Source organism: Methylosinus sp. KRF6 (assembly GCF_018887255.1).
Taxonomy (GTDB): domain Bacteria; phylum Pseudomonadota; class Alphaproteobacteria; order Rhizobiales; family Beijerinckiaceae; genus Methylosinus; species Methylosinus sporium.
The window spans coordinates 2,019,112-2,042,114 of the sequence record NZ_JAHLJF010000001.1 but is presented as its reverse complement, the minus strand read 5'-3'; the positions used below and the strand labels follow the sequence as shown (position 1 = coordinate 2,042,114).

The 23,003-nt window shown below is 65.7% G+C and carries 22 protein-coding genes; 4 read left to right on the top strand and 18 right to left on the bottom strand.

The annotated features are described in order from the left end of the window. Positions 1-5: 5 nt before the first annotated feature. The 9 genes from thrC to coxB form a co-directional block, all read right to left on the bottom strand. Positions 6-1,418: a threonine synthase gene (gene thrC / locus KP010_RS09855; protein ID WP_142863216.1), complete on the bottom strand. Its 1,413-nt coding sequence runs from the start codon at positions 1,416-1,418 to the stop codon at positions 6-8. 95 nt (positions 1,419-1,513) lie between these two features. Then, the gene (locus tag KP010_RS09850; RefSeq protein ID WP_142863217.1) at positions 1,514-2,242 is read right to left on the bottom strand and encodes an SURF1 family protein; all 729 of its coding nucleotides are present in this window, start codon (positions 2,240-2,242) and stop codon (positions 1,514-1,516) included. Beyond that, positions 2,232-2,612, bottom strand: coding sequence for a DUF983 domain-containing protein (locus tag KP010_RS09845; RefSeq protein WP_108917100.1), 381 nt, complete (start codon positions 2,610-2,612; stop codon positions 2,232-2,234). Before KP010_RS09845 ends, KP010_RS09850 begins: the two co-directional genes overlap by 11 nt. Positions 2,613-2,718: 106 nt before the next feature. Further along, positions 2,719-3,582, bottom strand: a complete 864-nt coding sequence (locus KP010_RS09840; protein ID WP_108917101.1) for a cytochrome c oxidase subunit 3 — start codon at positions 3,580-3,582, stop codon at positions 2,719-2,721. Positions 3,583-3,691: 109 nt separating this feature from the next. Continuing rightward, positions 3,692-4,291 carry a cytochrome c oxidase assembly protein gene (locus KP010_RS09835; protein WP_142863273.1) on the bottom strand — a complete coding sequence of 200 codons (600 nt, stop codon included), beginning with the start codon at positions 4,289-4,291 and terminating at the stop codon, positions 3,692-3,694. A gap of 7 nt (positions 4,292-4,298) precedes the next feature. Continuing rightward, a complete protein-coding gene (locus tag KP010_RS09830) occupies positions 4,299-4,481 on the bottom strand; it encodes a hypothetical protein (RefSeq protein ID WP_108917103.1) in 183 nt (60 codons plus the stop codon). 12 nt (positions 4,482-4,493) lie between these two features. Continuing rightward, positions 4,494-5,432, bottom strand: a complete 939-nt coding sequence (locus KP010_RS09825) for a heme o synthase (RefSeq protein ID WP_142863218.1) — start codon at positions 5,430-5,432, stop codon at positions 4,494-4,496. Positions 5,433-5,583: 151 nt separating this feature from the next. Further along, positions 5,584-7,251: a cytochrome c oxidase subunit I gene (ctaD, locus tag KP010_RS09820; protein WP_142863219.1), complete on the bottom strand. Its 1,668-nt coding sequence runs from the start codon at positions 7,249-7,251 to the stop codon at positions 5,584-5,586. Positions 7,252-7,324: 73 nt separating this feature from the next. Next, positions 7,325-8,203: a cytochrome c oxidase subunit II gene (gene coxB / locus KP010_RS09815; protein ID WP_142863220.1), complete on the bottom strand. Its 879-nt coding sequence runs from the start codon at positions 8,201-8,203 to the stop codon at positions 7,325-7,327. A gap of 346 nt (positions 8,204-8,549) precedes the next feature. Here coxB and KP010_RS09810 point away from each other — a divergent pair, with 346 nt between their 5' ends. Both KP010_RS09810 and KP010_RS09805 read left to right on the top strand, forming a co-directional pair. Further along, the gene (locus tag KP010_RS09810) at positions 8,550-9,083 is read left to right on the top strand and encodes an invasion associated locus B family protein (RefSeq protein ID WP_108917107.1); all 534 of its coding nucleotides are present in this window, start codon (positions 8,550-8,552) and stop codon (positions 9,081-9,083) included. 118 nt (positions 9,084-9,201) lie between these two features. After that, positions 9,202-9,834 carry a hypothetical protein gene (locus KP010_RS09805; RefSeq protein ID WP_246659873.1) on the top strand — a complete coding sequence of 211 codons (633 nt, stop codon included), beginning with the start codon at positions 9,202-9,204 and terminating at the stop codon, positions 9,832-9,834. Here KP010_RS09805 and KP010_RS09800 read toward each other — a convergent pair. From KP010_RS09800 to KP010_RS09780, 5 genes are all read right to left on the bottom strand, one after another. Continuing rightward, positions 9,812-11,182: an FAD-binding oxidoreductase gene (locus tag KP010_RS09800; RefSeq protein ID WP_142863222.1), complete on the bottom strand. Its 1,371-nt coding sequence runs from the start codon at positions 11,180-11,182 to the stop codon at positions 9,812-9,814. The two genes, KP010_RS09805 and KP010_RS09800, sit on opposite strands and share 23 nt — an antisense overlap. A 434-nt stretch (positions 11,183-11,616) precedes the next feature. Next, entirely contained in the window at positions 11,617-12,885 is a 1,269-nt protein-coding gene (locus KP010_RS09795) for a class I SAM-dependent RNA methyltransferase (protein ID WP_185966508.1), read from the bottom strand. After that, positions 12,885-13,625: a TlyA family RNA methyltransferase gene (locus KP010_RS09790; protein ID WP_142863224.1), complete on the bottom strand. Its 741-nt coding sequence runs from the start codon at positions 13,623-13,625 to the stop codon at positions 12,885-12,887. The genes KP010_RS09795 and KP010_RS09790 overlap by 1 nt, the downstream gene beginning before the upstream one ends. Further along, a complete protein-coding gene (locus KP010_RS09785; RefSeq protein ID WP_216280812.1) occupies positions 13,619-14,257 on the bottom strand; it encodes an NrsF family protein in 639 nt (212 codons plus the stop codon). The genes KP010_RS09790 and KP010_RS09785 overlap by 7 nt, the downstream gene beginning before the upstream one ends. Next, the gene (locus tag KP010_RS09780; protein WP_246728713.1) at positions 14,254-14,772 is read right to left on the bottom strand and encodes a sigma-70 family RNA polymerase sigma factor; all 519 of its coding nucleotides are present in this window, start codon (positions 14,770-14,772) and stop codon (positions 14,254-14,256) included. The genes KP010_RS09785 and KP010_RS09780 overlap by 4 nt, the downstream gene beginning before the upstream one ends. A 276-nt stretch (positions 14,773-15,048) precedes the next feature. Between KP010_RS09780 and KP010_RS09775 the strand changes: the two genes are divergently transcribed. Together KP010_RS09775 and KP010_RS09770 are read left to right on the top strand one after the other, a co-directional pair. Beyond that, positions 15,049-16,335, top strand: a complete 1,287-nt coding sequence (locus tag KP010_RS09775; protein ID WP_166141026.1) for a murein L,D-transpeptidase — start codon at positions 15,049-15,051, stop codon at positions 16,333-16,335. Between the two features lie 25 nt (positions 16,336-16,360). Then, complete coding sequence (locus KP010_RS09770) at positions 16,361-16,711, top strand: hypothetical protein (protein ID WP_166140978.1); 351 nt, start codon at positions 16,361-16,363, stop codon at positions 16,709-16,711. Between the two features lie 150 nt (positions 16,712-16,861). Here KP010_RS09770 and KP010_RS09765 read toward each other — a convergent pair whose 3' ends face one another. From KP010_RS09765 to KP010_RS09750, 4 genes are all read right to left on the bottom strand, one after another. Beyond that, entirely contained in the window at positions 16,862-17,536 is a 675-nt protein-coding gene (locus KP010_RS09765; protein WP_166140977.1) for a class I SAM-dependent methyltransferase, read from the bottom strand. Between the two features lie 50 nt (positions 17,537-17,586). Continuing rightward, on the bottom strand, positions 17,587-20,268 hold the full coding sequence (locus KP010_RS09760; protein ID WP_166140976.1) for an FkbM family methyltransferase: 2,682 nt from the start codon (positions 20,266-20,268) through the stop codon (positions 17,587-17,589). Positions 20,269-20,572: 304 nt separating this feature from the next. Further along, entirely contained in the window at positions 20,573-21,001 is a 429-nt protein-coding gene (locus KP010_RS09755; protein WP_216280811.1) for a hypothetical protein, read from the bottom strand. Further along, positions 21,001-22,857 carry a methylmalonyl-CoA mutase family protein gene (locus tag KP010_RS09750; RefSeq protein ID WP_185966509.1) on the bottom strand — a complete coding sequence of 619 codons (1,857 nt, stop codon included), beginning with the start codon at positions 22,855-22,857 and terminating at the stop codon, positions 21,001-21,003. Before KP010_RS09750 ends, KP010_RS09755 begins: the two co-directional genes overlap by 1 nt. Positions 22,858-23,003: the final 146 nt, after the last annotated feature.

The following is a 23,003-nucleotide window of genomic DNA, read 5'->3' as shown; positions in this document are numbered from 1 at the left end:
CCCTCTCAGACCGTGGCGCGCGCTGCGCGGGCGCGCTCGGAAATAAAGGCCGCGACCTTGCCCGAATCATTGTCGAGCACGGTGAAACGCTCGCGCGCGTCCAGAATATGCGCGAGATGCTCGGGCAGCGGCGGGCGCTTGCCGATAGCGCGCTCCACAGCGTCCGGGAATTTCGCCGGATGGGCGGTGGCGAGCGAGACGATCGGCGTCGCAGGATCGACCGCGAGGCGCTTTCTCGCCGCATGAACGCCGGTGGCGGCGTGCGGATCGAGAATATAGCCAGTCTCGCGATAGGTGCGGGCGATCTCTTCCGTGGTGTCCGCCTCATAGGCTGCGCTCGCCTCGAATTCCGCGCGGATCGCTTCGAGCGGCGCGGGGGCGACGGTAAAGCCCTTGGACTGATCCAGCGCGCCCATCAGCCCGCGAATCTGCGCGGCGTCACGGCCATAAACGTCGAACAGCAGACGCTCGAAATTGGACGAGATCTGAATATCCATCGACGGCGATTGCGTCGGCGTAACCCCGCGCAACTCGTAGCGCCCGCTCGCCAGCGTGCGCGCGAGAATATCGTTGGAATTCGTGCCGATGACGAGCTTGCCGACCGGCAGGCCCATGCGCTCGGCCACATAGCCCGCCAGCACATCGCCGAAATTGCCAGTGGGAACCGCGAAGCTCACCTCGCGGTGCGGCGCGCCGAGCGCGACGGCGCTCGTGAAATAATAGGCCGTCTGCGCGACGACGCGCGCCCAATTGATGGAATTGACGCCGGCAAGGCCGACGCTCTCGCGAAAGCGCGCGTCGCGGAACAGCGATTTCAGAATCGATTGCGCATCGTCGAAGGAGCCGCGCAGCGCAATGGTGTGGATGTTGGCGGCCTCGACTGTCGTCATCTGCCGGCGCTGCACGTCCGAGACGCGCTCGTGCGGATAGAGGATGAAGACATCGACGCGATCGAGCCCGGCGAAGGCCTCGATCGCGGCCGCGCCCGTGTCGCCCGAGGTGGCGCCGACGATGGTCGCGCGCAAATCGCGGCGGGCGAGGACGGCGTCCATCATGCGCCCGAGCAATTGCATGGCGACGTCCTTGAACGCCAGCGTCGGGCCATGGAACAGCTCGAGGACGAAGAGATTATCGGCGATCTGCGTCAGCGGCGCGATGGCGCTGTGACGGAAGCTCGAATAGGCGCTCTGCGTCAGCGCGCGCAGCTCGGCGCCGTCGAACGCCTCGCCGAGGAAAGGCGCGATGATGCGCGCGCTGGCCTCGGCATAGGGGAGGCCGGCGAGAGAAGCGATATCGCCGCGCGCTAGTCCCGGATAGGCGACGGGCGCATAGAGCCCGCCGTCGGAGGCGAGGCCGGCGAGAAGGACGTCTTCGAAGGCGAGCTCTGGAGCTTCGCCGCGTGTGGAAATGTAGCGCACGGCGTCTCTTCTAACCCGCGGAGCCGGCGTCGGCAAAGTCCGAAGACGCCGAAATCGTCGTGAGATTCGGCGCCGCTCGAGAATCAGCGGCCGCGTCAGCGCTGCTTCAGCCGGCCGAATGCGTAGAAGGCGAAGCCTCCGGCGACCGCCGCCGACAGCGCGAACCAGGTGATGGCGTAGGAGAGATGATTATTGGAAAGCTCGATATTGTGATCATAGACGCGCGGCAGGCCGGGCGCCGGCGCTGCGGGATCGAGCTCGAGCAGAAAAGGCGCGGCGTCGGCGATTTTCAAATGCGCGGCAAGCGCCCGCGCGTCGCTCGTATAGAACAGCCCGTCCTGCGGCGAATCGGCGGGCGTGAAGAGATTGCGCGCCTGCGGGCCGCGCAGCAGGCCGGTGAGCATGACAGCACCCGAGGGCGTGCGCTTGCGCGTCTCGTCGGCGCGCTGCGAGAGCGGCAGAAAGCCGCGATCGACGAGAATGGCGCCGCCGTCGTCGAGCAGCAGAGGCGCGATGACGCGGAAACCCGGCTCCACCCCCGCTCCCGACGGCGGCGGCGAGAAGATCAGCGCCTCGCGCGAAAGATCGAAATGGCCGAAGACGCGGACATGGGTGAAATCATAATCCTGCGGCGCGAGCGCGTCCCATTGCGCGCGGGGCGGCGGCGCGACCGGAGCGGCGGTCGCGCGCGTCTCCACGCGCTCGATCAGCGCCTCCTTCCAGGCGAGGCGGCGGAGCTGCCAGACGCCGAGCCCGGCGAGCAGCGCCACCATGAAGAACGAAAAGATCGCCGGCCCGATGAGGGCGCGCGCTTCAGCCCTCATCGGCGCGCTGCCCCTCCTCCGCCTTGTTGAAATATTGCAGGGCGATCAAGAGGCTCTTGGCCGGCCGCAGCAGGCCGGCGCAGACGATGACGGTGAGTGGGAGGAAGATGAGCCCATGCACCCAATAGGGCGGCGCATAGGCGACCTCGACATAGAGCGCCGCGCCGACGACGATGAAGCCGGCGATGGTCATCACGAAAACGGCCGGCCCGTCGCCCGAATCGGCGAAGGCGAGATCGAGCCCGCAGACCTCACAGCTCGGCGCGAGCGCGAGGAAGCCGCGGAACAAATGTCCTTTGCCGCAACGCGGGCAGCGGCCGAGCAGGCCGGCGACATAAGGATTGACGGTGGAGCGTTCGTCCGCGGCCATAGTGTTCCTATCCCTTTGCGAGGGCGAGAGATCGACGAAACGAAAGAAGCGCCGACGAGACCCCGCCGGCGCTTCTCTCAAAAGAAGCCGAAATGGGCTCGTCCCGTCACTCCATATGGCCGCCCCAGTTGCCCCACACATAGATGGAGGCGAACAGGAACAGCCAGACGACGTCGACGAAATGCCAATACCACGCGGCGAACTCGAAGCCGAGATGCTGCTCCGGCTTGAACTGGCCGGCATAGGCGCGCGCGAGGCAGACGATCAGGAAGATGGAGCCGACGATCACATGGAAGCCGTGAAAGCCGGTCGCCATGAAGAAGCTCGCGCCATAGATGGAGCCTTTGAAGGCGAAAGGCGCATGGGCGTATTCATAGGCCTGGACGCAGGTGAAGATCAGGCCGAGCGCGATGGTGGCGATGAGGCCCTTTTTCAGCTTGTCGCGATCATTGTGCAGCAGGCCGTGATGCGCATAGGTGAGCGTCGCGCCCGAAGTGAGCAGGATCACCGTGTTGAGCAGCGGCAGATGCCAGGGATTGAGCACTTCGATCCCATGCGGCGGCCACACGCCCTGAAACAGCTCGGTGCGGGCGAATTGCTGCGGATCGGCCGGAAAGATCGCCGAATTGAAGAAGGCCCAGAACCAGGCGACGAAGAACATCACCTCGGAGAGGATGAAGAGAATGACGCCATAGCGATGATGCAGCTGCACGACCGCCGTGTGGTGGCCCTCGTGCTCCGCCTCGCGGATGATGTCGCTCCACCAGGACCACATTGTGAAGAGAATGGCGGCGAAGCCCGCGCTGAACAGAACCGGGCCGCCGATCTTGACGCCCAGCAGCGGCAGGCCCTTCATCCAATAAATGGCGCCGATCGCGGTGAACAATGCGGCGAGCGAGCCGACGAGCGGCCACGGGCTCGGATCGACGAGATGGTAATCGTGATTTGGTTTCGCGTGTCCGTCCGACATTTCATTTTCCTCGAGATTTCGCCGGCCGGGCCGGTCTCGTTCACTAAGGCTCCATTCGCTCGGGATGGTTCGCCCCGCCGCGGACGCCCCCCGTCGCATTCTTTTTCCATCACGTCTTCGGCTTCGCCCCCTCTCCGCTCGCCGCCTCCTTGGGCTTCGCTTCCTTTGCCTTTTTGGAGGAGAAGAAGGAATAGGACAGGGTGATCTCCTCGACGCGGCTCATCGTCTCGTCGGATTCGAGCGCCGGATCGAGGAAGAAGACCACCGGCCATTCGGCGCTCTCATGCGGCGCGAGCTTCTGCTCCGAGAAGCAGAAGCAGGCGAGCTTGTCGAAATAGGCGCCGGCCTGGTCCGGACTGACATTGTAGGCGGCGACGCCGCTCGTCTCCTGATCGGAGAGATTGACGACCTTGTAATAGATCGTCGCGGTCTCGCCGGTGCGCACCACGATGCGGGGCGTCTCCGGCTCGAAGCGCCAGGGCAGATCGCGCGCGACATTGGCGTCGAAGCGCACGCCGATGCTGCGCTCGCCGGGCTTGGCCGGCGCGACCTTGGCGACCTGCGTCGTGCCGCCGAAGCCGGTCGCCGAGCAGAAGGCGCGATAGAGCGGAACCGAGGCGAAGGACAGGATCAGCATGGCCACGGAGCCGCCGATCAGCAGCCAGGCGCCCCTGCCGGCGTGGCTTTTCTCTTTGCGATCCGCGCCCATCACGACCTCACTCGGCCCGTGGCACGACGTTGCCGCCGAGCTTCACTATGGTGACGAAATAGAAGAGCGCCACGAACAGCGCGACGGCGACGCCGATCGCAATGTTGCGGGCGCGGCGGCTCTTCGCCTGCTCCGGCGTGAGGACAACGCCCTCTCGCCGCTCGGTGTCCTCATGTCGGCCGATCGTCATGCGCTCCTCCGCTCAAGCGAGCCAGGACGAGAGGGCGAGAAGCCTCTCGATCACCAGAACCATGAACAACAGCGTCAAATAGACGATGGAGAAGAAGAAGAGGCGCATCGCCGCGCGGCGCGCCTTGTCGCCCTCGCGGCGCAGATAGACCTCCACCGCGCAGGCGACCAGCGCCGCGCCCAGCAGCAGCGCGACGGCGCCATAGACCGGCGAGGCGAAGCCGAGCAGATAGGGCGCGACGCCGATGGGCGCGAGAAGGATGGAATAGACGAGGATCTCGAGGCGGGTGCGCGTCTCGCCATGCACGTTGGGAAGCATGGGGATGCCGGCGGCGCCATATTCCGCGCGCTTGACCAGCGCCAGCGCCCAGAAATGCGGCGGCGTCCACATGAAGATGACGCCGAAGAGAATGACGCTGGAGAGATCGACGGCGCCGGTCGCCGCGGCGAAGCCGACGACGGGCGGCAGCGCGCCGGCCGCGCCGCCGATGACGATATTCATCGGCGTCGAGCGCTTCAGCCACATCGTATAGACGACGACATAGAAGAAGATGGTGAAGGCGAGCAGACCGGCGGCCAGCCAATTGGCGACCAGGCCGAGCGTGAACACCGCCATTATGGAGAGGAAGAGGCCGAAGGCGAGCGCCTCCTCGCGGCCGAGCCGGCCGGCGGGAATGGGACGGCCGCGCGTGCGCGTCATCAGCCGGTCGATATCGGCGTCATACCACATGTTGAGCGCGCCCGACGCGCCCGCGCCGACGGCTATGGCCAGCAGCGAGGCGAAGGCGATGAAAGGATGCGGCGCGACAGGAGCCAGCAGAATGCCGGCGAGCGCCGTGAACACGACGAGCGACATCACGCGCGGCTTCAGCAGGGCGAAATAATCGCCAGGGGCGGCGACAGGCGCGCGCGGGGCCGAAGCTTCGTCGATGATGAAGGAGGCGTCGCTCATGCTCTCACTCTTTTTATCGGCGATCGTTCTCGTTCTCGATCTTTCGACGATCGTCGCCGCTCGTCCGAGGGTCTCGCGGGGCGTCCGTCCCGGGAGAAGAGCCGGATCGCTCCGGCCGCGACAGCTCGGCGCCGCGGCCGGAGGAATTGCCTCAGTGGTGGCCCGAGCCGGTGATGCGCGGCAGGGTCTCGAACTGATGGAAGGGCGGCGGCGAGGGCAGCGTCCACTCGAGCGTGGTCGCGCCGACGCCCCAGGGATTGGCGCCCGCCTCACGCTTGCGCAGGAAGGCCTCGGCCACAGTGTAGAAGAACAGCAGGACGCTGACCGCGGCGATGGCGGCGCCGACCGACGACCAATAGTTCCACAGCGCGAAAGCGTCCGGATAGTCGATATAGCGGCGCGGCATTCCGGCGAGGCCGAGGAAGTGCTGCGGGAAGAAGACGAGATTGATGCCGGCGAAGAGCAGCAGGAAATGCGCCTTCGACAGAGTCTCGTTGTACATGTAGCCCGTCATCTTCGGGAACCAGTAGTAGAAGCCCGCGAAGACTCCGAACACCGCGCCGAGCGACATCGTGTAGTGGAAATGCGCGACGACGTAATAGGTCTCGTGCAGCTGACGGTCGGCGGAAGCGTTGGCCAGCACGACGCCGGTGACGCCGCCGAGGGTGAACACGAAGATGAAGCCGATCGCCCACCACATCGGCGCGCGGAAGGAAATCGAGCCGCCCCACATCGTCGCGATCCAGGAGAAGATCTTGATGCCGGTCGGCACCGCGATGACCATGGTCGCGAAGACGAAATAGCGCTGCGCGTTGAGCGACAGGCCGACCGTATACATGTGGTGCGCCCACACGATGCAGCCGAGGAAGCCGATCGACACCATGGCGTAGGCCATGCCGAGATAGCCGAACACGGGCTTGCGCGAGAAGGTGGAGACGATGTGGCTGATGATGCCGAAAGCCGGCAGGATCAGAACATAGACTTCCGGATGGCCGAAGAACCAGAACAGATGCTGGAACAGGATCGGATCGCCGCCGCCGGCCGGATCATAGAAGGTGGTGCCGAAATTGCGGTCCGTCAGCAGCATGGTGATGGCGCCGGCGAGCACCGGCAAGGTCAGCACCAGCAGGAAGGCCGTCACCAACATGCCCCAGGCGAACAGCGGCATCTTGTGCAGCGTCATGCCCGGCGCGCGCATGTTGAAGATGGTGGTGATGAAGTTGATCGAGCCGAGGATCGACGAGGCGCCGGCCAGATGCAGCGACAGGATCACATAATCCATCGCCGGCCCGGGATGGCCCGTGTTGGACGACAAAGGCGGATAGAACACCCAGCCGCCGCCGAATCCGAGCGAGCCCGGCGCGCCCTCCGCGAAGGTCGACAGCACCACCAGCACCAGCGCCACGGCGAGCAGCCAGAAGGAGATGTTGTTGAGGCGCGGGAAGGCCATGTCCGGCGCGCCGATCATGATCGGCACGAACCAATTGGCGAAGCCGCCCATCAGCGCCGGCATGACGAAGAAGAAGATCATCAGCACGCCATGGGCGGTGATGAACACATTGTAGAGATTCTTGGCCGCGTCGATATTGGTCGGATCGGTGCCATGAAGCAGCGCGGAAATGCCCGGGAACACCGAAATGCCCGGATGCGCGAGCTCGGCGCGAATCGCCATCGACATCAGAAAGCCGATGAGGCCGCCGACGACGGCGAGAATCAAATAGAGCGTGCCGATGTCTTTATGGTTGGTCGAGAAGAGATAGCGGCGCAGGCCGGTGGGATGGTCGTGGTGGGCCCCCGCCTCGGTCGAGATGGCGTCCATGGTCGTGATCCTCGAAGAATGCTCGGTTTGTTCGGTTCGACTTTGCGAAAAGATGTCGCGCGGCGACGAAGCGTCAGCGCACGTCGGCCTCGGCGGCCACGCGCACGCGGCCGTCGTCGACCTTGGCGAACTTCTTCTTCGCCTCGACCAGCCATTCGGCGTATTTCTCCTTGGAGACGACGCGGATGGCGGCCGGCATGAACGCATGATCCTTGCCGCAGATCTTCGAGCATTGGCCGTAGAAAATGCCTTCCTTCTCGGCCTTGAACCAGGTCTCGTTGAGGCGGCCGGGCACCGCGTCGATGCGGACGGTGAAGGCCGGAATCGTGTAGGAGTGGATCACGTCGGAGGCGACCACCTGGAGCTTGATGACCTCGCCGACCGGCACCACCGCCTCATTGTCCACCGAGAGCAGGCGCACGTCGCCATTCTCCGGCTTCAGATCGGCGTCGGTCTTCATGAACTGGTCGAAGGAGAAGCCGCCGCCCTGATCCTCGGGATAGGCGTAGGACCAGTACCACTGATTGCCGGTGACCTTGATCGTCACCTTCGGCTCGGGGATTTCCACCTGATGCGCCAGCAGGCGGAAGGAGGGAATGGCGATGAACACCAGGATCAGCACCGGAACCAGCGTCCAGACGACCTCGAGGCCGGTGTGATGGGTGAGCTTGGAGGGAACGGGATTGGCGTGCTCGTTGAACCGCCAGCAGACATAAATCAGAAGACCGAGAACGAAGAGACCGATGAAGCTGATGATGGGAAGCAGAATGACATTGTAGAAAAATTGCGTCTCGGCGCCGACTTCCGTCACGGTCGCCGGGAGACCGAGACCTCCCGGAGTGGGCTGGCCCAACACCTCCGCGGACGCCACGCCCGCGAGCAGGAGGAGGGAAAAAACGGCGCCGGCCGTCAAAGCCGCGCGGCGGAGTGTGGGTCGTCTGCCGATGAGCATGAAGATCGCCTCTCGGACCTCAGGAACAAGGTCGTTATGATTTTGTTATCCGGTTGTTTTGATCGAGCCGAACCCGCCACAAATCCAGCCCGTCAGGTATTCCCACGCGGGTTCAACCACAAACGGCTGCGCCGCGCAATCGCTGCGGCGCCACACTGTGCCTGACAAAAAGTCGCGCCATCGCGCCCTGCGCAAAAATGCGGCGTCGGCGCCCTTCCGCTTGACAGCGGGCGGCCATTTGCTACGCAGAGCTTCACCCTCGTAACTTTTTCGTAACGCCCCGTTTCGGCCCGCTTTTGATCCTAAGGGCCATTGGAATCCGCAGCGAAAGAAACATGGAGCGAAAATGAGGCCGCACGCCGCCGTTCTCCGGCTCGCGAGGTTGCGACATGTGGTCGCGGGGCTGTTTTTCGCAATCGCAGCATGGGGGGCCGCGTCGCCCGCCGCCGCGCAAGGCGCGGTGAAGTCCAAATATGGCGATTGGGAGATTCGCTGCGAGACGCCGGCCGGCGCCGCCGCTGAGCAATGCGCTTTGATTCAGAGCGTGGCGGCGGAGGACAAGGCCAATGTCAATCTCGTCGTCGTCGTGCTGAAGACCAGCGACGGCAAGAGCCGGCTGCTGCGCGTCATCGCGCCGCTGAATGTCTTGCTGATCAAAGGCCTCGGCCTCACCATCGACAAGACGCGCATCGGCGACACCGGCTTCGTGCGCTGCCTGCCCTCCGGCTGCGTCGCCGATGTGGTGATGGACGATGCGCTCGTCGATCAGCTCAAGAACGGAAAAACGGCGACTTTCGTCATTTATCTCACGCCCGACGAGGGCGTCGGCCTGCCGCTGTCGCTGGCCGGCTTCAAGGAGGGATTCGCCAAACTGCCGTGATGGCGGTAAGGCGTGCGCCTCGGATGACGCACCGAATCCGCTCCCTCTCCCGCGCAGCGAGGGAGGGTTGGGGAGGGGCGGCGGAGCAAAGGGTGAAAGGCCGATGGACACGGGACGGATGATGCGGCGCTATTTCGCGATTCTCTCGATTTCCGCGCTGATGGCGAGCGGGGCCCGCGCTTTCGACTTCCCCAACCCCCTCTCCGTCTTCGGCGGCGGCGAGAAGGAGCCGCAAAAATCCGACCGGCCCGCGCAGGCCGCGCCGGGCGCGGCGGTCGACTGCCCCGAGATTCTCGTCGACACCGGCGCCGCCACGCTGCGCGTTCCGCCGGGGGCGGATAATTCCTCGGTGCGCTATCAGCTCTCGCTGTCGCATCTCGCGCGCGAATGCTCGGTTTCCGGCGATCAGATTCTGATCAAGGTCGGCGCCGAGGGCGCGGCCGTGCTCGGCCCCGCCGGCCAGCCTGGGTCTTTCTCGGGCACGCTGAAAATCGCCGCGCGGCGGCAGAAGGACGAATCGATCCTCGCCTCCAAGAGCTATCACGTCACCGCGAGCGTGCCCGCGGGCGCCGCGCGCGGCGAGTTCCGCGTGATCTCGGAGCCTTTGTCGGTGCCCTATCTCGGCGCCCAGGCGGCCGATGATTACGAGATTCTCGTGGGCTTCGAAGGCGGCGCCGCCGACCGCGCCGCGCCCGCGCAAAAGCGCCGCAAGCGCCAAGCTCGCACGCCTACAGAAGCTTCCCCGGATTGAGGACGCCCTTCGGGTCGAGCGCGGATTTGATCGCGCGCATCAGCTCGAGCGCCACAGGGTCCTTCACTTTTCGCAAAAGATCGCGCTTGAGCGCGCCGATTCCATGCTCGGCGGAGACCGAGCCCGCATATTTCGTCACCAGCCCATGGACGAGCGCGTTGATCTCCTCGCGGCGGGCGAGAAAGGCGACGCGATCAGCGCCTTCGGGCTGCGAGATGTTGTAGTGAATATTACCGTCGCCCATATGGCCGAAGGGCGTCGGCCGCGCGCCCGGCGCATGGACGGCGACGAGGGCGCTCGCCTCCGCGAGAAAATCGGGAATCGACTCGAGCGGCACGGAGACGTCATGCTTGATCGAGGCGCCCTCGGGCTTTTGCGCCTCCGGCATCGTCTCGCGCAGCTTCCATAGGCCGGCGCGCTGCTCCAGCGTCGCGGCGAGGGCGGCGTCCTCGGCTATGCCCTGCTCCATCGCCTCGCCGAGCAATTCGGTCAGCTGATCCTCGACGCCGCTCTCGGCGGGCGAGGCCAACTCCATCAGCACATACCAGCCATGCGCGCCGGCGAGCGGATCACGAACCCCGGCGATATGGCGCGTCGTGAATTCGACGCCGATGCGCGGAATCAGCTCGAAGGCGACCAGCGCCGAGCCGGCGCGCGCCTTGGCGAGCGTCAGCAGCTTCAAAGCCGCGCGCGGATCGGCAAGGCCGACGAAAGCGGTGGCGCGTGACCTTGGCAAGGGGAAGAGCTTCAGCGTCGCGGCGGTGATGATTCCGAGCGTTCCCTCCGAGCCGATGAACAAATGGGCGAGGTCATAGCCCGTATTGTCCTTGCGCAGCTTGGAGAGGCCGGACAGCAGCCGCCCGTCGGCGAGCGCCACCTCGAGCCCGAGCGCGAGATCGCGCGTCGCGCCATAGGCGATCACATGCACGCCGCCGGCATTGGTGGCGAGATTGCCGCCTATGGTGCAGCTGCCTTCGGCGGCGAGCGAAAGAGGAAAGTAGCGGCCGACGGCTTCCGCGGCGGCCTGGACATTGGCGAGAATGGCGCCGGCCTCGACCGTCATCGTGTCGGAAGCAAGATCGATCTCGCGAATCTTGTCGAGCTTTTGCAGCGACAGCACGATCTGCGCGCCGCTTTCGTCGGGCGTCTGGCCGCCGACGAGGCCTGTATTGCCGCCCTGCGGAACGACGCCGACGCCGGCCTCATTGCAGAGGGCGAGAACGGAAGCGACCTCGCGGGCGCTTCGCGGCTTGACGACGCAAGGAGCGCGTCCGAAGAACGCCTCGCGCGGCTCGCGGAGATAGGCCGCCATATCGCCGGGGTCGACGATGACGCCGGCGGTTCCCACGATCGCGCTCAGGCGATCGAGCAGCCCCGTGTCATCGCGTCCTTTTTCGACGGCGGTCAGCGAAGATCACCTCGATTACCAATGGCGGCGACGATGCGCTTCATCGTTGCGACGGACCCGCACGTAAGCGGCGGCGGCGACAGGAAGTCCGCCGAGGATGATACTGCACAATGTTGCGGCGAGAAGCGCATTCATGTGACCATCTCCTTCCAGATTCGAGCCGGCCCCTAGGGGGGAGCCGGCGCCCACGCTGGACATGGACGCAAATCCTATGCCCAACTCGGCGGGGCTGGCAAGACAATTCCCCGCTGCGCCGCGAAAGGCTTATTTGAAAATTCGCCTTTGTCACATGAAACGCATCGAGAGAATGTAAGATTTGCGCGACGTTTCGCCATAAGTAGACCTACGTAGCGGATCGCTCCCCGCCCGCCGCGTCAGCGCGACAGCAGCCGCCGGCGTGGCGCTGCTTCCGCCGCGCGCTCGAAGAGAGCGACCAGCTCGAGATGCGGCGAATGCCGAAATTGATCGATCGGCGTGATGAATTTCGCGGCATAGCCGCCTTTGCTCAGAATTGCGGCGTCGCGGGCGAAGCTCTGCGGATCGCAGGAGACGGCGACGATGCGGCGCACGGTCGACGCCGCCAGCGCCTGCGCCTGCGCCATAGAGCCGGCGCGGGGCGGATCGAAGACGACGGCGTCGAAAGCGTTCAGTTCTTGAACATCGAGCGGACGGCGGAAGAGATCGCGCGCCTGCGCCGATATCGGCCGCAGCCCTCGCGCCGTGCGGGCGGCGCGGTCCAGCGCCTCCACCGCGGCCACATCCGAATCGATCGCCGTCACGCGCGCCTGCGCGGCGAGCCGCAGCGCGAAGGCGCCGACGCCGCAGAAGAGATCGGCCACATTCTTGGCCTTGTCGCCTACGCCCTTCGCGACGAGGCGGGCGATAGCGGCCTCGCCCTCCGCGGTCGCCTGGAGAAAGGCGCCCGGCGGCGGAAAGACCTGGATATTGCCGATCATCACGCCGGGCGGCAGGCGCAGCGTCACCAGCCGCCCATGATTGGCGAGACGGGCGAGATCGAGGCTTTCGGCGAGCTCCAGCAGCGCCAGAGTCTCGCGCTCCTCGAGCGCGCCGGCGCCGCGAATGTCGATATCGAGCCCGCCCGTCGCCGCCGTCGCCGCTATGTCGAGCGGCTTGCCGCGCAAGGCGAGCGCCTGCGCCAGAGCGCGCGCCGCCGCCGGCGCGCCGGCGAGGCGCGGCTCGAGCAAGGGGCAGACGTCGATTTCGACGAGATCATGCGAGCGCGCGCGCATGAAGCCGACATGCGCAACGCCCCTCTCATAACGAGCATGGAAGGTCACGCGCCGACGCCCGGCGCCATGGGCGTCGATCAGCGGTTCGACCGGCCAATCGAGCCCGGCGTTGCGCAGCGCCGTCTCGGCGAGGCCGCGCTTCCATTGCGCATAGGCGGGCGCGGCAAATGTCTGCACGGCGCAGCCGCCGCAAACGCCGTAATGCGGGCAGAAAGGCTCGATGCGATCCGGCGAGGGCTCGAGAATATCGACGACACGGGCGCGCTCGCCCTCCACCTCGGCGAGGACGGTCTCGCCGGGCAAAGCGAAAGCGGCGAAGACGAGCCCGTCCTCCGTGCGGGCGACTCCCTCGCCCTTATGGCCGAGACGTTCGATGGTAAGTCTTTGCAACATCAGTCCCGCCGCGCATGGAGGAGAAATTCGCGATTGCCGTCGCCGCCCTCGATCGGCGAGGCGATGACGCCGAGCACACGCCAGGCCAATGTCTCGACCTCCGCGGAAATGCGCGCGCAGACTTGCGCATGAATGGCCTCGTCGCGCACGACGCCCTTCTTGCCCGCCTTGCGGCCGGCCTCGAATTGCGGCTTGACCAAAGCGAGCAGCTCCGCGCCGCCGGCCGCGAGCGGCAGCACCGGAGGCAGCACCAGCGCCAGCGAGATGAAGCTGGCGTCGATCACGATCAGCGACGGCGCCTCGGCCAGATGCTCCCGCGTCAGAGCGCGCGCATCCTGTCCCTCCAGCGAGGTGACGCGCGCATCGGCGCGCAATCTCTCGTGCAATTGATCATGGCCGACGTCCACCGCGACGACATGGCGCGCGCCGGCGCGCAGCAGCGCGTCGGTGAAGCCGCCGGTCGAAGCGCCGACATCGAGGCAATAGCGATCCTGCGCATCGACGCCGAAAGCCGCGAGCGCATGGGCGAGCTTGACGCCGCCACGGGAGACGTAAGGGTGCGGCGCCCGCGCCACGATCTCGGCGTCCGGCGGAACGAGCTGCGACGGCTTGGCGATTTTGCGGCCGCCCACCTCGACGAGGCCCGCGAGGATCGCCTCCTGCGCCTTGGCGCGGCTCTCGAAAAAGCCGCGCTCGCACAGCGCCACATCGGCGCGAAGCGGCTCGCTCGCGCTCACCATCGCAACAATCGCGCGCCGAGCGCCGAGCCGGCGAGCGCGACGAAGCCGATCGCCAGCGAATACCACACGGCGACGAAGAGCGGGCTGTCATCCGTGCAATGGGCCGCATAGAAGCTCGCCGCCAGCGCGCCGGCGACGAGGCCGGCCACCGCGCCGGCCAGCGCCGGCCGGCCGGGCGCGCCGCGCCGCAAGGCGAAGAGGAGAATGGCGAGCGGGCCCGCCGCGATGAGCGGGATCGCCATCAGGCAGATGGCCGCGTTTTGTCCGACGAGCCGCGCGTCCCAGCTCTCCGCCGGCGCGGCGACGAGCTCGAGCGCCACGGCGACGCCGAGAGCGGCGAGCGCGAGCAGAGGCGCGAAGCGCCACGCGCCGGCCTCGACGCCCGGCGCCGCGAGCCGCCGCAACAGGCCGCCGCCGGTCGCCAGCAAAGTGAGCGTCACCGCGAATTTCGCCAAAAAGCGCGGCTCGTGGACGGCGGCGCCGATGTCCGGCCGGACGCCGATGAAAGCGACGAACAGCAGCGCCGCGACGAGCCCCGCCGCCGCGAGCGACGACGCGAAAATCTGCGCGAAGCGAAAACGCGACGGCGCATGGTCCGCGACCAGAGCGCCGATCAGCTCTTGCGTCTTCATCTCTCGCCTCTCCGATAGAGCGCCGCCAGGCTCTTGATCGCCCGATGCAGCGCCACGCGCACCGCGCCCTCGCTCATGCGATAGCGCTCGGCCGCCTCCTTCACCGAATGTCCCTCGATCGACAGAAACCGCACCAGCTCGCGCGGGCGTTCGCCGAGCTCGCCGAGCATACGGTCGATATCCTGCCGGTCGATCCCATCGTCCGCCGCCTCGGGCGCCGCGAGATCGAAGGCGTCGTCGATCGGCAGCGCCGTTTTGGCGCCGCGCCGGCGGCGCGCGTCGACGAGCTTGTTGCGCGCTATGGTCATGATCCAGGGGCCGATCGGCCGCGCCATATCCCAAGTGTCGCGCTTCAAATGAATGGCGAGCAGGGTCTCCTGCACCACATCCTCCGCCTCGCCGACATCGAGGCCGAGGCGCGCGCAATTGCGACGCGCGATCCCGCGCAGCGCCGGCGTCAGCGAGAGGAGCAGCCTCTCATAGGCGCCCGCATCGCCCGCTATGGCGGCGCGCATCAGCACGGCCCATTCCTCCTCGGGGTTTGGCGCTCCCAAACGTCCACCCTGTCATACGTGAAAAATCGCCCTCTCGTTACGTCATGCGCGGGGGACGTGTCGAGCATTCGTCGATTTTCGCGGCGCGTCACAAAAGCGCCGGACTATTCGCGCCTTTTTAACGAAAGAATCGCAAATCTATCGACGCCGCGCGACCGCGGCTCGCCCCTCGTGAGGGCGCAGTCGGATTGGAGCTTCCCCTTGCGTAAGTTTTCGAAGTCCGTCTTTTCGTTGAGCATGATCGCGCTCGCCGGAGCCGCGGCCCCCGCGGCCATCGCCGCGGGCGACGCCTATGACGGCCAGGCCGAATGGGCGCAGCGCTATGACGCCGATCCCCGGCTCACCGTCTCGCGCTCGACGACCCCCATCCTCTCGACGCAGACGGTCGCCGCGACAGAGGCGGCCATCGCGCAGCTTCAGGAGATCGCCGCGCGCGGCGGCTGGCCCCTGGTGCCGGCCGGCCAGCAGCTGCGGCTCGGCTCCAACAGCCCGGCCGTCTCGGCGCTGCGCCGGCGCCTCATCGTCTCCGGCGACATCGGCGCCGAGGCCGGCGTGAGCCCGGTCTTCGACTCTTACGTCGAAGCCGCGGTGCGCCGCTTCCAGGCGCGCCACGGCGTCAACGCCACCGGCGTCGTCTCGACGCAGACCTTCGCCGCGCTCAACGTCTCCGCCGAGTTGCGCCTGCGCCAGCTCGAGACCAATCTGGTGCGGCTGCGCAGCTTCTCGCGCGATCTCGGCAATCGCTATGTCACGGCCAACATCCCCGCCGCCACTGTGGAGACGGTGGAGAACGGCGCCGTCGTCACCCATCACACCGCCGGCGTCGGCAAGATCGACCGCCAGTCCCCGGTGATGCAGACCAAGGCGATCCAGGTCAATTTCAACCCGTTCTGGACCGTGCCCGCCTCAGTCATCCGCAAGGATCTGATCCCCAAGATGCAGGCGGACTCCAACTATCTCTCGGACAATCACATCCGCGTCTACAATAAGGACGGCGTCGAGCTCTCCCCGCAGCAGATCAATTGGAACTCGCTCGAGGCGCTGAACTACAAATTCCGCCAGGACACGGGCGGCGATTTCAATTCGCTCGGCGTGGTGCGCATCGACATCGCCAATCCTTACGGCGTCTATATGCACGACACGCCGGCCAAAGGCATTTTCGGCGACGACTTCCGCTTCGTCTCCTCCGGCTGCATCCGCCTGCAGAATGTGCGCGACTATGTCGCTTGGCTGCTGAAGGAGACGCCCGGCTGGGATCGCGACCATATCGACGAGGCGATCCGCTCCGGCGAGCGCATAGACGTGAAAATATCCCCCGCCGTGCCGGTCTATTGGGTCTATGTCACCGCCTGGGCGACGCCCGACGGGGTGATGCAGTTCCGCGAGGATATTTATCAGCGCGACGGCCTCGGCCTCACCGCCTCCATCCCGCAGCAATCCGCCCCTGGGCCGACGCCGGTCGCCTCGCGTCAGGCCGCGCGCGGATCGCAGCTGCCGCCGGTGTTCGGCGCGGACGAGTATTGAGCGGATGCGCTCGGAGCAGGCGCTCATGATCCTGCTCCCGATCGCATTCTATCTCATTCCATTCGCCTCGACGCTCGCGACGCGCGGATGGCGGTCGCTCGCCGCCGTATCGATCCTCTGGCTCGCCGTCACCGCATTTTTGGGGCGGCCGATCTTCGACCACCCGAGCGGACCACGCTGCGGGCTCGTCGAGATGATCTCATTGATTTTCACGACCCTGGTCGCCGCAGGCTTTGCGACGAGCTTCGTCGGCCGCGTCCTGCTTTTGCGCGATCCGACGATGACGCGCGCGCGAGCGGCGACGATCGTCGTCGCGCTCGGCCTCGCAGGTTTCGCCGGCGTCGCTTGGTTGAACCGAGCCTTTTTCTTCCGCTGAAGGAGCGCGACCCTGTCGCCGAAGAGGCCGCCGGCGTTCGGCGAGGACCGGAACCGAGGCGTGCGGAGCCGGAACGTTTCAGCGTCCCGGCCCTCGTCGATTCGACTTTACAGCGCCGTTCGCCGCGCGCTCGCTACGCCGCCCGAATCCTCACAATTTGCCGACCATCTTGCGAATCCGGCACTTGCCATCGAAATTTTCGATGCGGTCGGTTCCGAAAAATTCGTGGAACGCCATGGCCACCTCGGGCCAAACCTGCATATTCGGATCGTAGTCGTCCCCGATGATATATCCGCCCGGAGCCAGCAGCTTCCACCATAATTCGAGATCAGAGAGGACGGCTTTTCGGTCGTGCCCCGCGTCGATATGGACGATGTCCGGGGAGAAGCCGTAATGTCTCATGATTTCGGCGGCGTTATTGGAATCGATAGGAAGGGGGACGACGTAATCAGCGACGCCACGGGCGATCACATTCGCAGCAAAGGTATAGTATAAAGACGGATATCCATATTTCTGCTTCAGACTGTCGCGCCATTCCTCGATTATCCAATGCTCCCACGCCCCGAGAAAGGTGTCGACGGATACGATAGCGCAATCCAGGCCTAGAGATTTTGCTTTATCGGCCATGTAAATGGTCGAGCCGCCTTTCCACACGCCGACCTCCACGATCAGCGAAGGACGCGCCATCTCGATCGTTTCGCTCAGATACGGATGCTCCGAACGCCAGCCCTGGGGGTCCGTCTCATAAGCTCCTTCCGGGAAGCCGGCGAATGGATCCGCGCCATAGTGAAGAGCGCCGACAAGTCTATCTCGCATCGCAGTCATAAATTCGTCCTTTTGGATATCGAATCACGTTCGCAGTCGGCGCATCGACGCTACGGGCTCGGCGCCCGGCCCTTCGGCAAGCACAAAATATCCGAAATCCGGTGGTCCAGCCGCGCCGGCGCCAAAGTCGTCGGATCATAGGCGACATAGCCGATCTCATCGACGGCCTGGAACAAATCCGCATCGTCCTCGGGAGAGAACCAAGCGAACCATTCGACGAACAGATTCGGTTGGTAGGCGCGAATGAATTCGGCGCTGCCGCGAAGGATGTCCTTATCGTAGCCTTCGCAATCGGTCTTGATGAAGGAAACCGTCGAGAAATCCTCGACGCCGCATTCCCTCAGAAGAGTCGGCAGCGTCACGCCGCGCGCCTTATAGCGGTTGACGGAGGCGGCTGCGATCTTGCCCGTGCATTCGTCCGAATAATGCGTATTCTCGATGACCCCGCCGTTGCAATGCGCATTGCCGTGATCGGAGAGCTCGATCTCGTCGACATCGCGCTCGGTGATCGCGCAGGGCATGATCTTGAAATCGGCGATGTGCGGGTTCATCGCGAGATTGATGGTCATCACTTTCAGAACTTCGGGATTGGGCTCGACGACGATGACCTTGCCCCGCCGATCGCCCTCCCGATCATAAGCGAAAAGCCCCATCGGCACGGCGGTGTCGCCGGAATGGCCGCCGACGTCGACGACCGTGCTGCCCGGCGCGATGAAACGCCGCCAGTTTTGTCGCTCCAGGTCTTCGACGATCCAGGCGAAGCTCCTCGGCGTTTCGCCCTGGTGATCCCATTCGCACCAGAATGCGCAGCCCGGACGACCGAGCCAGCGATCCGCCTCCAGCGTGTGAAGCGTCCGCACGGGCTTCAAGTCATAAGTGTTTTCGTTCATCTTTCGGTCGCCTGTCTCTCGCGTGACGGGTAGCGTCGCGATAGCTTCGCTGGCGCGGGCGGCGTCGATCGACGTCCCGGACGCCGCAGCGTCGGTTCTCCCCATGCTTTCGCCCGTCTTGTCGACAGCAAAGAGCCAAGCGCCTCCATCTAATTCGAATCGATCGTATTGCGGCCATCGCGCACGCAGATGTCGAAGAATATCCGGCCGCACCGGCGACACATAATTCTCTGTCACGATCGGCCGCAAATCGCGCACGGCGTCGAAATAGGCCGATGCCGGCGCGCGATTGATGTTATCGGAGTCGAGGATGAACTCTACCGCCCGGCCGGCATGATCGCTGTGTATGCCGCGATGATCGGAGAGATAGCGCGCGATCGTCTCGCGATCGTAGAGCAGATGCATGTGGCTCGGGAGCTGCCGCAGCGTGAAATCCAGAGCGGGATTGCCGCCGTCGAGGTAGAGGTGATGCCCAGTCGCGCCTGTCCAGAGAGGTCCGAACTCGGAGAAGACGAGGCCGCCATTCTTCGTGATGCGCGCGGATTCTCGACATGCGCTCTCGATGTCGTACAGGTGCTCCCATACGGACATGAAAATAACCGCATCGAATGTGTCGTCGTCGAATGACGTCTTGCCGCATATGTCGCCGATGATCACGGGGAACCCCGATCCATAGGCGTCGATATGGTCCTCCCACAAGGCCAAGCGCTTCGCCGAGCCGATGCCTTCCTGCGCCATCAAAGACTGCGCCTGCGCCTCCGAATAGCCGACCAGCAGCACATTCTTGCCGGCGAGGTTCATATGCGACCGAAGCCGCTCGACCGCGTTCGGCGCATAATTCCGCAACGATCCTGGAAACGGCAGCTGCTCGATCGGCGGCAATTCGTCGACAGCGCTGGTCGCGTCGTCGATGGCGTCGGCGAAATAGAACAGAAAGTCGAATTGGCGCGGCGATTTTTTCAGCGCGTCGGGAATGTCGAGCTCGGCGACATCCTTCAATGTCGGCGCGCGCACATGGGTCAGCTCGGGCGTATGCTCGACCAGGAAATTGGAGACGGCGTCTGCGTTGGCGTCGCGGAAGCTGCTTTGATTGTGCTTTCCGAATCGCGTCGGCTTCGCGACGGCCTCGGTGTTGGCGCGCGTGCGCTCGACGATCGACTGCATTTTCAGCGCGAGCGCCTCCATGCCGCCCATGCTGGAAAAATGCCAGCCGCCGTTCGGCACGCGCCGCTCGTAGGAATAGAGTTCCCGATCGTAGCCGAGATTGATGCAAGCGCCGCGCGGGCTGATCGGATCTCCCATCCGCGCGCCTTGCGGCATGATGAATTTCAGCAAGCCGTAGCGGCAAGCGACAGACCCGAGCCAAGGCGTGTTGTTGTAATGACAATTGGAATTGTTGTTCACGAAATATTTTTTCATCGCCATTTCGAAAATGGCGATGTTGCGAGGATTGTCGAGCAGCGCCGGCAGCTCCGCGACGCATTCGGGACGGGGTATCTCGTCGATGTCCGACACGATGATGATGGCGTCGTCGCCGAGTCCCATCGTGGAAAGCGGGCGCAGAATGCAATTGCGCTGCAAATTCTCGACGATCCATCCGAGCTCCGGCGCATTGCCGAAGGCGCCGGGCATGTCGTCGATGACGTAATGCACGATGTCGTAGCCGGCGCCTCGAAGCTCGGAGACCGCATCGGCGAGCAATATCGGCTTGTCCGCGCCGGTGTGCGTCTTGCAAGATTCGACGACGACGAATGAATCGACGACATTGGTCAGTTCGGCGACCCGCAGCATGAGCATGTCGATTTCATTGAACCCGATGACGCAGTCGACAATCTTGGGCATAGGCCACCATTGCTCCGAAGCTGAAGGCCGGCGTTTATCTCACGCCCACATGGGCGCTGTCCAGCAGAGCGCGTCGCCTCGACACGATGCCGCGCGCCTAGAAAAACATGGCGTCGCCGCGACAGCGGCGGTCGAGATCATCCTTCGGTCGAGATCGAAAGAAAGCTTTCGAAACGATGCGCGCGACGCGATCGAAGGTCTCGCGAGGCGTTTGCCGCGCGCTGGTCCGCGATGCGATTTTCGGAAAGCGCGTCGCCGGACATTTCCGGCTGCGCGGCGCGAGACGACGGATTGCGCCGAAAGATCATTTCCCCGCGCGTTGCGCTCCGCCGCGATGGGCGCGCCAGGCGCCGCCGCATTTGTCGGTGGAGGAGGACCACGCCCCCTGCCCGACGTTGCCGCGCAAATGGCCATGGGCGCGCGCCACGCGGCCGCCCTGCGTGGTGAAGCGCGTCATGATCGCGCCGTCGCCCTCCACATAGCCCCAATGCGCCATGCGGCCGGCGGCCAGCGCCGCGGCGCCGGCCTGCGTGCCGACCAAGAGGTCGCCGTGAATCTCGATTTGATCGGGCAGCAGCCCCGGGCAGGAGCCGACCGTCGTGCGCGCCTCGAACGTCCAGGCGCCGTCATAGCGGCCGGCCTCCGGCGCGGCGCTCGCCGATTCGCGCGGAGCCGCCTGCGCGGCGCCGATCGCCATCATCGCGCCCAATACGAAAATCCCCTGCCGACGCATCACCCCGCCTCCGCCAACGCACGCTGCAATGTGTCGAACATATCGCCGCCAGCGTAAATAAATTCTGCAACGCCGGCCGCGCGCAGCGCCGTCTCGAGCTCTCCCGGCCGGCCGGCGAGATAGACCCGCGCGCCGGCGGCGGCGAGATCGCGCGCCGCCTGCTCGGCTTTTTCCGCATAGATCGCGTCGGAGGAACAGACGCAGGCGAGCGTCGCGCCGCTCGCGCGCAAGGCCGCCGCGACATCTGCGCCCTCTTCGCCGAAGACGGCCTCTATGCCGCCCGCCTCGAAGAAATTCTTGGCGAAATTGGCGCGCGCCGTGAACGCCGCCACGGCGCCGAGATTGGCGAGGAAAATCCGCGGCCGCGCGCCCTTCTCGGCGAGCGCGGCGTCGGAACGGTCGCGCAGCGCCTCGAAAGGCTCGGCGAGACGGCGCGGACGCAGCGGCGGCGATCGCAGCGCGCCGGCGGGTGCGGGCGCCTCGGCGAGCGAGGCGTCGAAGGGCGCGAGCGCAGCGACCGGCGCCTCGCCGATATCGGGAAACGCATTGCAGCCGGTGATCTTGTCGCGCGAGCGCGCGACATTCTGCGCGCGCTTGCCGGCGGTCTCGGCGACGCGGCCCTGGAAGGAGCCCTTGTCGAGCGCCGCGGCGAGGCCGCCCTCGGCCTCGAGGCTCTGGAACTCGGCCCAGCCGCGCTCGCAGAGCGCCTCGGTCAGCGCCTCCATGCCGCCGGAGCCGCTCGCCGGATCGTCGACCGCATCGATGTGGGACTCGTCCTGCAGCACCAGCTGCGTGTCGCGGGCGAGGCGGCGGGCGAAATCATCCGGCGCGCCGAGCGCCTGGGTGAAGGGCAGGACGGTGACGGCGTCGGCGCCGCCGATCGCCGCGCCGAAAGAGGCGAGCGTGGCGCGCAGAAGATTGGTCCAGGGATCGCGCCGCGTCATCATGCGCCAGGCCGTCTCGGCATGGACGAAGATCGGGGCCGGCGCGAGGCCGCAAGCCTCCTCCACACGGGCGAACAGCCGCCGCAGCGCGCGGAATTTGGCGATGGTGACGAATTCATCGGCGTCCGCCGCGAGGCGGAAGGCGATGAGCGCGCGCGCCTCCTCGAGCGGCAGGCCGCCCTCCTCGAGCGCGCGCAGATAGGCGAGCGCGGCGGCGAGCGCGAAGCCGAGCTCCTGCGCCTCGGTTCCGCCGGCGGCGTGGATCACGCGGGCGTCGGCGGCGACGGTCCCGAAACGATAGCCGGCGGCGGCGAGGCTCCTTACGCGCGCCGCGAAGGATTTGCTCTCCTCGCCCCAAGGCGCGGGGGAAAAGCCGTGCAGCGCCTTCGCGCCGAGCGGATCGAGCCCGAAGGAGAGGCGCGTGATGCTCGGCTCTATATGGGCGCGGTCGAGCAGGCGCAGCAGCGTATCCACCGCTTTCGGCGCGCGCGGGGAAAATTCCACAAGCGCGGGAATTCCGTAGTCGAAGCGGATTTTGTCGAAGACATGGGCGAGCGCCTCCTCGCCATCGTCGCAAAGGCCCGTCCCATAGGCGCCCTGGGCGCCGGCGAAGACGATGTGCAAGCCGTCGGCGCCGCCCTCGAGATCGCCGAGCGCCGAGGCGTTGGCCGTGTCGAGGTCGGCAAGATCGACCCGCGCCAGAATGGACCAGCGGCCGGCCGCGGCGCGCAGCGCGCGCGGGCCCGGCGCGGTCGCGCGCTGGTAGAGCGGGGATATCTCGACCCCGTCGTAGGTCTTGGACAGCAGCCGGTCGAAGGACCCGCCCTTCAGCGCCCGATCGACGATTTTACGCCAGCCCTCCTCGGTTCCCGGTGGAAAAACGCCAGCCAGCGGCGCATCTTGCAAACTCATGAGCGAGCCTCGAACAATGACGGGGTTGCGGGCGTCTTCTTGCATGAAGCGCCGCGCGCCGCCACCCATATCCGCAGCCTTCGCCCGCGCCGGGCTTTATTTTCGCTTCCGGGCGCCTTAACGAGAACCGGAGCGCCGCCCGCCCC

Coding starts and splice junctions, on each gene's coding strand:
- KP010_RS09850 (WP_142863217.1), bottom strand. CDS start 2,242: ATGAGGGCTGAAGCGCGCGCCCTCATCGGGCCGGCGATCTTTTCGTTC.
- KP010_RS09845 (WP_108917100.1), bottom strand. CDS start 2,612: ATGGCCGCGGACGAACGCTCCACCGTCAATCCTTATGTCGCCGGCCTG.
- KP010_RS09840 (WP_108917101.1), bottom strand. CDS start 3,582: ATGTCGGACGGACACGCGAAACCAAATCACGATTACCATCTCGTCGAT.
- KP010_RS09835 (WP_142863273.1), bottom strand. CDS start 4,291: ATGGGCGCGGATCGCAAAGAGAAAAGCCACGCCGGCAGGGGCGCCTGG.
- KP010_RS09830 (WP_108917103.1), bottom strand. CDS start 4,481: ATGACGATCGGCCGACATGAGGACACCGAGCGGCGAGAGGGCGTTGTC.
- KP010_RS09825 (WP_142863218.1), bottom strand. CDS start 5,432: ATGAGCGACGCCTCCTTCATCATCGACGAAGCTTCGGCCCCGCGCGCG.
- ctaD (WP_142863219.1), bottom strand. CDS start 7,251: ATGGACGCCATCTCGACCGAGGCGGGGGCCCACCACGACCATCCCACC.
- coxB (WP_142863220.1), bottom strand. CDS start 8,203: ATGCTCATCGGCAGACGACCCACACTCCGCCGCGCGGCTTTGACGGCC.
- KP010_RS09810 (WP_108917107.1), top strand. CDS start 8,550: ATGAGGCCGCACGCCGCCGTTCTCCGGCTCGCGAGGTTGCGACATGTG.
- KP010_RS09805 (WP_246659873.1), top strand. CDS start 9,202: ATGATGCGGCGCTATTTCGCGATTCTCTCGATTTCCGCGCTGATGGCG.
- KP010_RS09795 (WP_185966508.1), bottom strand. CDS start 12,885: ATGTTGCAAAGACTTACCATCGAACGTCTCGGCCATAAGGGCGAGGGA.
- KP010_RS09790 (WP_142863224.1), bottom strand. CDS start 13,625: ATGGTGAGCGCGAGCGAGCCGCTTCGCGCCGATGTGGCGCTGTGCGAG.
- KP010_RS09785 (WP_216280812.1), bottom strand. CDS start 14,257: ATGAAGACGCAAGAGCTGATCGGCGCTCTGGTCGCGGACCATGCGCCG.
- KP010_RS09780 (WP_246728713.1), bottom strand. CDS start 14,772: ATGCGCGCCGCCATAGCGGGCGATGCGGGCGCCTATGAGAGGCTGCTC.
- KP010_RS09775 (WP_166141026.1), top strand. CDS start 15,049: ATGATCGCGCTCGCCGGAGCCGCGGCCCCCGCGGCCATCGCCGCGGGC.
- KP010_RS09770 (WP_166140978.1), top strand. CDS start 16,361: ATGATCCTGCTCCCGATCGCATTCTATCTCATTCCATTCGCCTCGACG.
- KP010_RS09765 (WP_166140977.1), bottom strand. CDS start 17,536: ATGACTGCGATGCGAGATAGACTTGTCGGCGCTCTTCACTATGGCGCG.
- KP010_RS09760 (WP_166140976.1), bottom strand. CDS start 20,268: ATGCCCAAGATTGTCGACTGCGTCATCGGGTTCAATGAAATCGACATG.
- KP010_RS09755 (WP_216280811.1), bottom strand. CDS start 21,001: ATGCGTCGGCAGGGGATTTTCGTATTGGGCGCGATGATGGCGATCGGC.
- KP010_RS09750 (WP_185966509.1), bottom strand. CDS start 22,857: ATGAGTTTGCAAGATGCGCCGCTGGCTGGCGTTTTTCCACCGGGAACC.